This is a genomic window from Anabaena sp. CCY 0017 (assembly GCF_963920885.1).
Classification (GTDB): domain Bacteria; phylum Cyanobacteriota; class Cyanobacteriia; order Cyanobacteriales; family Nostocaceae; genus Nodularia.
Genome location: NZ_CAWUDG010000006.1, coordinates 144,589 through 156,939, shown reverse-complemented (window position 1 = coordinate 156,939; position 12,351 = coordinate 144,589). Strand labels below are relative to the sequence as shown.

Below are 12,351 nucleotides of genomic sequence, written 5' to 3'. Positions count from 1 at the left end.
TTAGAGGCAATATCTTTGTCTGATCTTCCTTACAATATGTATATTTATTCTTCAGGTTCAATTGTGCTACTTAGACCATGACCTTTTAACGTTTCGCAATAAAACTCAGCGTGTTCTTGAGCGCAAGTAATGACTAAAGCCAGACCATTAGTGTGGGCTTCCATCATAATACTTACAGCTTGGGGCTGGGTAAGGCTCGACACTGTGGTTAATAGTGACTGCACCACATGCTCCATAGAATTATAGTCGTCATTATGGAGCAAAACGCGATACCGAGGCGCGAGCTTGCGGGACGTGGAAGGCTTTTCAATAGTTTCGACTGACACGGCTCTTTGCTCTTTCTGCGAAAATTTACTACAACCGAATAACTGTTTAGCATTTACTTAACAGTTATTTACTTAATGCTATAACATTCCCATACAAACCTGATGGCGGCGGAATGCTTTTTTGCTGAAGCAGTTTCGTGTAAAAGTTCCAATACCTTACAGGCGTAATAGTAATTATCCAATTTTAAAGTATTTTTGTGTAAAGGTAGCGCATTTTAGGTTTTAAAATAAAAGAACCTGCAAAAATCTTTGCTTGCCACTGTCTCAACTGCGCGAACATGAGCTTAGACTTTAAACCAGGACAAATTGTGTCTTTAGACCATATTGACAGGCATCTGTTTGCAGAAGTCATTCAAGTAGTGGTTTCTCGTCAGTTGTGCTGGGTACGTCCCTTGCTGCTACTCAGCTTTACCGAAGAATCACCACTGGTTACTGATATGCGAGATGCGTCTGATTTGCTTTGGCCTGTAAATTTATTTCGACTAGCTTTAGATACAGAAGTAATTACCCACTTGAGCCAAGTTTTGGCAAAAGAACCAAAAACCGAACCTGATTCCGGGGCTAAACTGCAATTTAATCAATTTATTCACCAATTTTGGCAAGCGGATGAAAAGTGCTGAGTGCTGTTAGCGGTAGCGGGGCGTTTAGCCCGTGCTGAGTGCTGAGTGGGGAGATCGTTCACAAGCATAGGGTTATTCGGAAAAAGCTATTGCCTGGATAACCATAATGCCATATTTGTCAAGTAATTGCGAGGTTAAAGCTCTCTAGCACAGTTTAAGCCACGCTGGGGTGATAAATACTAAAGTTCACAGAAAAGCCCCAGCAATCATATTGTGGCTATATCAGGGCTGCTGTTAGTCTATACTTAAGGCTTAATTTTGCTATTTATGCTCAAAATTAGGTTTATATCCGAAGTTACATAAGTTGGGACAGTGTTGATTGCTGAGAGTTATGAAGCAACTCGTCTGATATTCAGCACTTTGCTGGTCAGGATTAATATCCCCAACTAGGTACTAACTTAATTCGACCAGCATCCATTTCTGCCATTAATAACTCTAAAGCTTCATAATCAACATCAGAAATGTGACCCAATTGAGTCAGTTCCGAATTGATTTCATTTTCGATTTCGGGGGTTAATTTTTTAATGTCAAGCGCTTTTTCTACCAATTGACGAATAACGTGCTTAGTTCTCATAATTAATAAACCAACTATATGTGATAACAATTATCCAAGATAAGCCTTCGGATCAAATGTGATTTAACTTCGCAGGCTTGTGTGATCTATATCACTAAAGACTTGGATAAATAATTTGTGTTTAACTCTGATATGCACCCCTAGCCAGTATGAAAATAAAGTCTTGAAATCTACATCTGCTACTGAGCTAAATTAGCTGAATTATCGACTAGATAAGCTAATTTCGCAAAGTTACTGTAAGTGTCTCTACTCTATGACTGTCTATGTAGATTGTTTTGGAACTGGGTTGGAAAAAAAGTATATATGAATACATTTCATCCTGTATTTATGACAATCTTTAAACAGACCCATGTAAGTCATAAAGATTTAGCAAAGACACCGGAAGAGTTTGACCAAAATTAGAAATAACAGTTTATGTTCAAAGAAATATAGGCGGAAAAATTTAATACCTCCCATCAGATTGGGATGTCAATATGCAAAGAGTCCTGAAGTGTCTAAAAATTCAAGTTCCTACGTAGCACATAATAATGTGTATTAACAGTCGAAAAGTAAATTTGTGTAAAGGAGTTGTAAGTTGCAGCGATAAACTCTACTTAATGGTAAGATATTGAAAGTCTTGACGACGAATGCCGTAAGCGAAAATCAAGCTGTATAGGTAAGTGTTGCAAGAGAAATATTTGGGTCTTGGAAGGACTCCTGCCCAGAGAGGAAATGTAAGACCAAAAAAACTATGGAGTTTTTGAGGCTGTTACCGATGAATTGGGAAGCTCAGACTCCAGCTGCAGGCAAGTGTGAGTAGTTCACAATCCTCAATCAATGCTAAGTTAGATTTGATTTCTGCAAGCCGCACACTCGTGAATTCTAGTCATGACTTAGGCGCTCCATATTTATATGTTTAGAATAGTATATGGTTGCGTATTATGGTAAAATTATTCGATATAGCCGCCGTAGGTGCGCCGGATGCTCTAAACGCTTGTGGAGAACTTGTAAGTCCTGGATTACTTCAGGCGGAGGTCGTTGAAGCAGGAATCGCGTGACTTCTAGTCATGCGAGGTTCAAAAGCTGTAATTAAGGTAGCTAGAAGATAGCATAGTGGCTGTTGCAGTTGAAAAATTAATCACACCGGATATTTTAAAGCCAGCGCGTTACTTGGGTAACGAACACTTGGCGGTACATAAACCTTGGGATACGGCAACAATACGTTGGGCGTTAACCTACCCAGAAGTATATGAAGTCGGATCGTCCAACTTAGGGCATATCATTCTCTATAACATTTTGAATGCCCAGCCTCAGCAATTATGCGATCGCTCTTATCTACCAGGTGCTGATCTGGCGGCTAAACTCCGGAGTACCAATACACCCTTGTTTGCCGTAGAATCAAAGCGATCGCTCCGAGAATTTGACATTTTGGGTTTTAGCCTCAGTTACGAACTGGGAGCAACTAATATCCTGGAAATGTTAGACTTAGCGGGAATTCCCCTAACATGGCAAGAAAGAGCCAAGGGTAACTACCCGTTAATTTTTGCTGGGGGACAGACAGCAACATCAAACCCCGAACCTTATGCCGATTTCTTTGACTTTTTCGCCCTCGGAGATGGGGAAGAATTACTCCCAGAAGTTGGTTTAGTCTTATCAGAAGGCAAACAAGAAAAATTGAGTCGGGAGAATTTGCTCCTGGATTTGGCACAGATACCAGGCGTATACGTCCCTCAGTTTTACGATATGGCGGCCGATGGTTCAGTTTATCCTTCCCGCACAGACGTACCAAAACGGGTTCTGCGCCGGGTAGCAACCCCAATTCCCGCTTATTCTATTGGGTTAGTTCCTTACGTAGAAACAGTACATGACCGCCTGACACTGGAAATTCGCCGGGGTTGTACTCGTGGTTGTCGCTTTTGTCAACCAGGAATGCTCACTCGTCCAGCTAGGGATGTGGAACCAGATCAAGTAATCACAGCCATTGAATCAGGAATGCGGGCGACTGGTTACAACGAGTTTTCCCTGTTATCCCTGAGTTGTTCTGATTATTTATCCTTACCAGCTGTAGGGATGGAAATCAAAAATCGCTTAAAAAACGACAATATTTCCCTGACTCTTCCTAGTCAACGGGTAGATAGATTTGACGAAAATATTGCCAACATTCTCGGTGGTACAAGGCAAGGTGGATTGACTTTTGCCCCAGAAGCCGGTACCCAAAGAATGCGGGACATTGTAAATAAAGGTTTAACGAATGAAGAATTACTAAGAGGTGTCAAAACTGCCTGGGAACAAGGTTGGGATAAGATTAAGTTATATTTCATGATTGGCTTACCCGGTGAAACTGATCCTGATGTTGTGGGCATTGCCGAAACAGTCAGCTGGCTACAACGAGAATGTCGGGGTAGAGGTAGAAAACCTTTAAACTTTAACTTGACGATTTCTAACTTTACACCCAAGCCCCATACACCCTTTCAGTGGCATTCAGTTTCGACTACAGAGTTCAAACGAAAACAAAACCTGCTCAGGCAAGAATTCCGCCGAATTAGGGGTGTGAAGGTGAATTTCACCGATGTCCGCATTTCGGCTATGGAAGACTTTGTGGGCAGAGGCGATCGCACTTTAGGGAAAGTTGTCCGTCGCGCCTGGGAGTTGGGTGCAGGGATGGATTCCTGGTACGAAAATTTAGATGCAGCTTTTGGTGCTTGGGAGTCAGCCATAGCCGAAGCTGGTTTAGAGGGGAAATACCGTCTGCTGGAAGAAGCAGGGGAGCAAGGAGCCGGTAGCAGGGGAGACTTTTTAAATCAACCTTTGCCTTGGGACCACATTGACACCGGTATCGATAAAAAATGGCTCCAAGAAGACTTAAACCGGGCTTTAGAAGCCGCAATAGTCCCTGATTGCTCTTTTGAAGGTTGCTCACACTGCGGTGTCTGCGGCACTGATTTTGGACATAATATTGTGATTCCGCCGCCGGCAATCCCAGAATTTACTGGTAATTTTGTCCCGAATACCACTAAAACCCAAAGAGTGCGTGTCTGGTTTGGCAAGCAAGGGTCAATGGCTTTAGTCAGTCATTTGGATTTAATGCGTCTGTTTGATCGGGTGATCCGTAGAGCCGGTTTACCAATTGCTTTTACAGGTGGATTTCATCCTGGCCCCCGAATTGCGATCGCTAGTGCCTTAGCTTTAGGAGCTACCAGCAGTGGGGAAATTGTGGATTTTGAGTTAACCCAGACAGTGGAAGTTGAAACCTTCCGGCAACAACTGGCGAAAGAACTACCCCCAGACATCCCCATATATGATGTTGGTAATATAGATTTAAAAGACCCAGCAGCTAACCAAGTCATGGAGGCGGCAGATTATTTAATTACAGTAGCAACACCCAGCGCGGTTACAGCTACACAATGGCAAGACTGGGTTGACACAATCAAAGCCAAAGAAGAACTTTGGTGGGAGAAAACAACTAAGTCAGGTAAGCAGACCTTAATAAATCTGCGCTCGCGGTTGTTTGAACTAGAATTAGTAGAAAGTGACACCAGTGTTGCCGAGTCTACAGTTGTTCTACGTTATTTAGGTAGTTGTCGCCATGATGGTGTGATATTGCGTCCTGAACAAATCCTGTCTATGCTGGAAATGGTCACAGGTCGAGAATTTCAACTCTTGCACATTCACCGGAATGGGCTAGTTTTAGGGGTATAATTCGTGATAGCAGAACTTGGCTTTAGCCTTATGGCAATTTGCTAATAGTTCTGCTTACAGTAGAGCATCATCATGGGAATTGATTCCCTAGTTTGCGTTAGAATCAGATCAAGAGAATTTTCTGGCGCTGCATTAAATGGACTGGTTCACTCCCGGTGGTCATCACTGGAGGGAAAGCGAAGACTTGTACTGAGCTTGTCGAAGTATATGAGAGTGCGACTTCTAAAGATTTTATTCCAAATCAGGCTTTGCTTTGCTTCGCAACGCCAAGGGCGAACGACATCAGCGATTAGCCGAACGGTAAGGCAGATTAAAGAACCCACTCTTTCTATAGCTACTTTGTGAACTAGTAACTTAAAAACAGGCTCGTCGGCAACTCTTTCTCTATGCTTTTTAAACAACTGCTGAATGCCTAATCCCTAGGTGGTAATGGTATCGCATCAAAAATCAACCATCTGTGGTTGATTTATTTGCATAAACCATAAGCAGGCAGTTGAAAATAATCGAGAGTGCGTAAACGCAAATTTTTAGTCAATAGCTCATTAAATTTGAGCAAAGAAGTCACAATTTTTATGATCAGCAGCGCCTTTGAGAGAGCCGCAGGGGCGAAAGGTACAAAGTACTGAGTGCCATATCCTGAGTCTTGAGTATAAACTCAGTTGATTCCAGGGCATCAAGCGATCAGCATTGTCCTGATCACAAACCTCCGAGCTTCTCGTTGCTGCTGTTAATTTTTGAGGAAATTGAATGCCAAAGCAAATTATCATCGCAGAACAGCATCAAATTGCTGCCGTCTTTTCAGAAGATCAAATACAAGAACTCGTTGTTGCTACTGGACATCACCAAATTGGTGATGTCTACTTAGGTGTAGTAGAAAATGTTTTACCTGGAATAGATGCCGCTTTTGTCAATATCGGCGACCCAGAGCGTAATGGCTTTATCCATGTTACTGACTTGGGTCCATTAAAACTCAAGCGCACCGCAGCAGCCATCACAGAACTATTAGCACCACAGCAGAAAGTGTTAGTACAAGTGATGAAAGAGCCAACAGGGTCAAAGGGTCCAAGGCTCACAGGTAACATTACTTCACCTGGACGCTATGTAGTATTAATGCCCTATGGTAGGGGTGTAAATTTATCCCGACGGATAAAAAGTGAAAGTGAGCGCAACCGTTTACGCGCCTTAGCAATTTTGATTAAACCAGCCGGTATGGGCTTGCTGGTGCGGACAGAAGCAGAAGGCAAACCAGAAGAAGCGATTATTGAAGATTTGGAACTGTTGCAAAAGCAATGGGAAGCTATTCAGCAAGAAGCACATTCTACCCGTGCGCCGGCGCTACTGAATCGAGACGATGATTTTATTCAGCGTGTGTTAAGGGATATGTATGGTGCTGATGTGAATCGCATCGTCGTGGACTCTAGCACTGGTTTGAAACGAGTTAAGCATTACTTGCAGAATTGGAGTGGAGGCCAAACACCACAGGGTGTGTTAATTGACCATCACCGCGATCGCTCTCCTATCTTAGAATATTTCCGCATCAGTGCAGCAATTAAAGAAGCACTGAAACCCAGAGTAGATTTGCCTTCTGGGGGCTACATTATCATCGAGCCGACTGAAGCATTAACAGTAGTTGATGTCAACTCTGGTTCCTTCACCCGTTCGGCGACAGCCAGAGAAACAGTTTTGTGGACAAACTGCGAAGCCGCAACAGAAATCGCCCGCCAGTTACGTCTGCGAAATATTGCCGGTGTCATTGTAGTTGATTTCATTGATATGGAATCACGGCGTGACCAATTGCAAGTTCTAGAACACTTTAATAAGGCACTGAAAGCAGACAAAGCTCGTCCTCAGATTGCCCAACTAACAGAGTTAGGACTAGTAGAACTTACCCGTAAGCGCCAAGGTCAAAATATTTACGAATTGTTTGGTCATACTTGTCCAACCTGCGGTGGTTTGGGACTGATGATGCATCTACCAGGAGACACAGAACCCCGATTACCAACAACGGCAGAAATACCAGATCGTTTTGACCTGGGCAACACTCCATCCAAAACCAGTAGCCCTCAGTCTAAAGTATCATTACCTCACAAAGAACCACGTCTGCCAAATAATCGCATCGCTGAACCACGGTTTGCTTATGATAGCTTTGGCGAAGTATTCGATGCCGAACCTGACATCGGTCCCTTAGATTTAATTAATCATCCCAGCTATCAAGAACCAGGAGACAGCAAGCGTCGTACCCGTGTGCGTCGTAATCGACCTGGTATCAATGAAGCTAATGGCAAAGATGAAAGTTTGCGTGGCGAAGCCATCAATCGAGTTACACCTCGAACAGTAGATTTTGACAACGAACCAGAATTAGAATCGGATACTGAAGTTGAACTGCGGCTGCGCTCTGTTCAAGAACTAGAAAAATCACCATCAGAAATCCCCTCTCCCACATTGGGCAAATCAGGTTGGCATGAAAGGGCAGAACGCACATCTTCCTTCGGTTCAGCTCAGTCGTCCAACACTTCCCTCAGTCGCACCACCAAAGTCACTAAAGTGGAGCCAGTTAAACCAGTGGTAGAACCACCGGAAATTAGAAGCGTGGAAATGACTCTAGAGGAACAAGATGTATTTGCATTGATGGGAGTTTCTCCTTTAGTCAAGTTAGATCAGGAAGTTAAAAGTTCTAAATCTGTAATTATTAACATTATTAGCCCTGATACCGGTAGAACTCAACCCACTGAATCAGCTTCAGACTCAACCACAGTCACAACACTCAGCAATCGAGCAAATACTGAAGTTGATACCTCAGACATTGAGCTAGAAGAGAAACCCCTTAGCCTAGTTGAAGCCCTGAAAAATTCAACTGAGTCAATGGATGTAGAAGAAAAAGCCGAGGAAAATCCAGCAAACAACACTTCCACTGGCAACCGTCGCCGCCGTCGTCGTTCTTCAGCTCTAGAATCAGATTCTTCTACATCTGAGGATAATTAACTGTTTGATGGTCAAGACAGAGCAAACTGCCACAGATATCTATTCGCCAGCACTCTTAGTCCCACCGATTTGGCTAGAGTTGTCCTCAACCCAAACACTAGTCTCTGGGTCAACTTTATCCGTAATTCCCGAGTTAGTTGCCGGCATAGATGAAGTTGGGCGAGGGGCGTTATTTGGGCCTGTGGTAGCGGCGGCTGTGATGTTGCCTGCTTGTGCCTGGCCCAAACTAATCGCATCTGACATTAAAGACAGTAAAAAGCTGTCTAGTTCTCGGAGAACTCAGCTAGCACAACAAATTTGCGAGCTAGCCACAGACTGGAAAATTGGTTTTGCTTCCACTACTGAAATTGATCAAATAAATATTTTGCAGGCCACCCTGTTAGCCATGAAACGGGCTGTACTGAAACTGAAGGTACAGCCTCAGCTATGTTTAGTTGATGGTAATCAGCCCATTAAAGACTTGAGAGTATCGCAAAAAACAATAGTGAAAGGGGACGAGCGATCGCTTAATATAGCAGCTGCTAGTATTGTGGCTAAAGTTTGGCGCGATGATCTGATCACGCGTCTAGCATTAAAGTATCCTTTGTATAATCTGGAGCAGAACAAGGGCTACGGTAGCCAAAAACATTTGGTAGCGCTGCAACAACACGGTCCGTCACCACTGCATCGTAAATCTTTTCGTCCTTGTCAAAAGGAGTGCTGAGTGTTAGAGCTTTGGCGGTTGCTATAGTTGCTGCTTGACGAAAGTTTCTATCACTTATGTGGCAAAATCGGTGAAGATGTCAACAATTATTCACCGATTCACCCGTTAAGGGCAAATCCACACTGTCATATAGCAGGGCATTTTCTGACATTTGTGATGTTACCCAGCAGCGATAGTCAGCTAAAAGTTGATGTAACAAGCGTTGTTTAACTGTCATCAGCACACTTTTGAGCAAGCCATTGCCAGTGGCTTCTAAAATTGCCTTGGGAGTAAAACAAAATGGGGGTGGTATCTCCACCTGTACTTCTAAATCGGCTCTTCCTTGCAGAGTCGTCACACCGTTTAGCTGGTGCAACGATAAATGTCCTTGTAAATTTAAAGAAAAACGCTGGTTAATATACTCAAAACCTAGTATTTTACAACTAAGCGATCGCAAGTTAATTGTGCCGTTTGATTCTGCCCAAATTTTCAAGTCTACAGTGGGTTGAATACTTAGGGACATAAAATTGAGAGGACGCATTTTCAAGCGAAATACTTCGTCGGAAAGCTGATATATCCGACTGTTATCAGCTAAAGCATTTACCAGGCGTTGAGGCTGTCGCAAGTAGTGTTGAATAGGAATCGGCTGTGGCGGAACATTAATTTTTACAGTTTGGGAGGCAGTAAACTGGGTCGCCATAAATTGAAAGTTCCTAGTTGTTTAATATTTCTATTATTAATTAAATTATAATTTTATTAATTTTAATTTGAATAAATCCCTTCTGATACCAAATCTGATTGAATCTGAAAATTTTTTTGGCAATATCAGTATTTAAAATCAGGAAAAATATCCATCACAAAGTCAGTTTTTGACAATAATGAGTTTAATTGTCTGATTGTATGTCATCTAGACTCATATTTCAGTTCAAAACAACTAATTTTGCCTAAAATAGAGTCTATAAACCCAAAAAATTAGGACTTAATCTTGTGACTATATCCATTGCCCATTTAGGGCCTCCTGGCACTTACGCAGAACAAGCAACCGTTTTTTATGCCGACTGGCTAGCTAACACAACAGGACTCACAGCTATGTTATGTCCATGTTCCAGTATTGCCCAATCACTCCAAGCCGTTGCTAGTGGACAAACTCAGTTAGCTGTTGTGCCAGTAGAAAATTCTATTGAAGGCAGTGTCACAATGACAATGGACACAATGTGGCAATTGGATAGTTTACAAATTCAGTTAGCTTTGGTTATGCCCATTGCCCATGCTTTTATTTCTAGCGCTACCAGTATAGATAGTATTCAAACTGTTTATTCTCACCCCCAAGCTTTGGCGCAATGTCAAGGATGGTTGGGGCGAACTCTCCCAAATGTGCAGCTAATACCCAGTAATTCTACAACTGAATCATTACAGCGACTAGATCAGGACTTAACAGCAGCCGCGATCGCATCCAGTCGGGCGGCTCAAATCTATAACTTACCTATATTAGCCAGTAATATTAACGACTATCCAGAAAACTGTACTCGCTTTTGGGTGGTCAGTCAAAGTCAAGAAGATTTAATCAATATATCAACAACTCCTAGTCACACGTCCCTAGCCTTCAGCGTACCTGCAAATTTACCGGGAGCGCTGCTAAAAGCACTACAAGGATTTGCTCAACGAGGGATTAATCTCAGCCGCATTGAATCTCGACCCACAAAGCGATCGCTAGGAGAATACTTGTTTTTCCTTGACTTAGAAGCAGATGCCAAACAAGCACAAATGCAATCTGCTTTAGCACAATTAACTACATACGCGGAAATAATCAAGATTTTTGGCAGCTATCATGTCCTACCAATTACCATTGCACCATAATCCGCAATTACAAATTACAAATTACAAATTACGAATTACGAATTACGAATTATTAAAAGTGTCCTTGAGAACAGCACGGGCTGCTAAATGATTGCGAGTAGAAGTCAAAATTTCTGCTTCTCTTTCCAGACGAAGCACGGTATCCTGTGTTTCTAGCAATGCTTGTTGCTCTGAGGCCACACCGTAGAGATTACTGGCCACCCAATAGGAAAGTTCTGTGGGCAAAGCGGGTAATTCTTCGGGTAGTTCCATATTTTGTTCAGTTAACTTAGCTGAAAGACGCACTACATCTCGCAGCAGTTGTTCTACCTCACTAGCCAAAGGACGTAAATCTTTGGTTGGTGGCTGGTCTTCTAACCACTCTACCAAACCAACACGGTAAGGCTTTTCTCGAACGTATTCTAAGACCCGAAACCGTTGCTGTCCCAAAGTCAACATTTTCATGCGGTCATCTGGCATCCGTTGGTAATGAATGATTTCTGCACAGCAACCAACGTTAGCAATTGTACCTTCAACTGGATCAACCATTAATACACCAAACCTGCGATCGCTCTCCAAAATCGTGTTCATCATGATTCTGTAGCGAAATTCAAAGACGTGTAGGGGTAATGGTCTAGTGGGAAATAGAACTACTTCAGGTAACGGGAACAGAGGTAGTTCGCGAACTGCAATTTTAGAAGAAGATGTCATTGTTACCTTGGTATAAATTTAATTTTAAAATTTATTATTATTCTCTGCTTTTCCCGTACTTTATTTATATTCTATCACTTGTTTTCCAGGCAATAAAAAGCCCTGAGATAAATTTTTGCTTTCTCTGGGTAAATCTTCATAGCAATGAATTTAATGTATCGTCTAGCCATGAAAACATGACCGAAGAGGCAGGGGAGTAAGAGCAGGGAGCAGGGACAGGTAAGATTTTTAACTCTCCTGCTCAAAGGATTCTGAGCAACTACATTTATTTATGCTCAAAGTATTTATGCTCAAAGGAAAAATATTTATTGTGAGATGCAAGAACCCAGAAATTATCTGTCCTTGTTTCAGAGCAAATACATTTATGTCTGGGGTCTTCTCCCCTACACCCTGTCCCCTGCTCTCTTTGGGCTACTTTAACCAAGGACTAATGACTTATAACCAATGACTAAATTATAGTTTTACTTCAATGTCCACACCAGAAGGCAAATCTAGTTTCATCAGAGCATCAATAGTTTTAGAAGAAGGTTGATAAATGTCAATAATCCGGCGATGGGTACGAGTTTCAAAGTGTTCCCGCGCATCCTTATCTACGTGAGGCGATCGCAGCACACAATAGATTTTACGTTTTGTAGGTAAAGGAATGGGGCCTATGGCTGTAGCGTTAGTCCTGTTTGCCGTATCTACAATCTTCTCGCAAGATGTGTCTAATAAACGACGGTCAAAAGCCTGTAAACGAATTCTAATTTTCTGCTGCTGTAGAGTTGCCATCTTTAATTTTCCAGGTTCTGATGAATATTTGTGATTTTTTTGACAATTTTGGGGGATTTTGGCTTAAATAGCCAAATTTTTGTAAACCATAATTTTACATAATCCCGGACGGAAGAGAAAGGAGCAGAGAGGTATTTTACCATCTCTGCTCCTTTGTTATGGGACAAAAAG

10 protein-coding genes are annotated in these 12,351 nt (G+C 42.4%); 5 read left to right on the top strand and 5 right to left on the bottom strand.

Annotated elements, in window-relative coordinates; genetic code table 11:
- Positions 1–44: 44 nt before the first annotated feature.
- Positions 45–326 (bottom strand): ATP-dependent Clp protease adapter ClpS, encoded by a 282-nt coding sequence (clpS, locus tag ACM0OW_RS09955; RefSeq protein WP_414549893.1) that lies wholly within the window; start codon positions 324–326, stop codon positions 45–47.
- 278 nt (positions 327–604) lie between these two features.
- Here clpS and ACM0OW_RS09950 point away from each other — a divergent pair, with 278 nt between their 5' ends.
- Positions 605–946, top strand: coding sequence for a hypothetical protein (locus ACM0OW_RS09950; protein WP_414549892.1), 342 nt, complete (start codon positions 605–607; stop codon positions 944–946).
- Between the two features lie 373 nt (positions 947–1,319).
- On the opposite strand, the gene ACM0OW_RS09945 is transcribed toward ACM0OW_RS09950, so the two are convergent.
- Positions 1,320–1,520 carry a hypothetical protein gene (locus tag ACM0OW_RS09945; protein WP_089091546.1) on the bottom strand — a complete coding sequence of 67 codons (201 nt, stop codon included), beginning with the start codon at positions 1,518–1,520 and terminating at the stop codon, positions 1,320–1,322.
- 1,092 nt (positions 1,521–2,612) lie between these two features.
- Between ACM0OW_RS09945 and ACM0OW_RS09940 the strand changes: the two genes are divergently transcribed.
- The 3 genes from ACM0OW_RS09940 to ACM0OW_RS09930 all read left to right on the top strand — a co-directional run bounded on the left by ACM0OW_RS09940 (position 2,613) and on the right by ACM0OW_RS09930 (position 8,883).
- A complete protein-coding gene (locus tag ACM0OW_RS09940; protein WP_414549891.1) occupies positions 2,613–5,198 on the top strand; it encodes a TIGR03960 family B12-binding radical SAM protein in 2,586 nt (861 codons plus the stop codon).
- A 747-nt stretch (positions 5,199–5,945) separates the two neighbouring features.
- The gene (locus ACM0OW_RS09935) at positions 5,946–8,180 is read left to right on the top strand and encodes an Rne/Rng family ribonuclease (RefSeq protein ID WP_414549890.1); all 2,235 of its coding nucleotides are present in this window, start codon (positions 5,946–5,948) and stop codon (positions 8,178–8,180) included.
- 7 nt (positions 8,181–8,187) lie between these two features.
- Complete coding sequence (locus ACM0OW_RS09930) at positions 8,188–8,883, top strand: ribonuclease HII (RefSeq protein ID WP_414549889.1); 696 nt, start codon at positions 8,188–8,190, stop codon at positions 8,881–8,883.
- Positions 8,884–8,962: 79 nt separating this feature from the next.
- Here the strand turns inward: ACM0OW_RS09930 and ACM0OW_RS09925 are convergent, their stop codons facing one another.
- Entirely contained in the window at positions 8,963–9,562 is a 600-nt protein-coding gene (locus ACM0OW_RS09925; RefSeq protein ID WP_414549888.1) for a DUF1997 domain-containing protein, read from the bottom strand.
- Between the two features lie 287 nt (positions 9,563–9,849).
- Between ACM0OW_RS09925 and pheA the strand changes: the two genes are divergently transcribed.
- On the top strand, positions 9,850–10,719 hold the full coding sequence (gene pheA, locus ACM0OW_RS09920) for a prephenate dehydratase (RefSeq protein WP_414549887.1): 870 nt from the start codon (positions 9,850–9,852) through the stop codon (positions 10,717–10,719).
- A 42-nt stretch (positions 10,720–10,761) separates the two neighbouring features.
- On the opposite strand, the gene ACM0OW_RS09915 is transcribed toward pheA, so the two are convergent.
- Both ACM0OW_RS09915 and rpsJ read right to left on the bottom strand, forming a co-directional pair.
- Positions 10,762–11,409 (bottom strand): LON peptidase substrate-binding domain-containing protein, encoded by a 648-nt coding sequence (locus ACM0OW_RS09915; RefSeq protein ID WP_414549885.1) that lies wholly within the window; start codon positions 11,407–11,409, stop codon positions 10,762–10,764.
- Between the two features lie 453 nt (positions 11,410–11,862).
- A complete protein-coding gene (gene rpsJ / locus ACM0OW_RS09910; RefSeq protein WP_006196404.1) occupies positions 11,863–12,180 on the bottom strand; it encodes a 30S ribosomal protein S10 in 318 nt (105 codons plus the stop codon).
- Between the last annotated feature and the right edge of the window lie 171 nt (positions 12,181–12,351).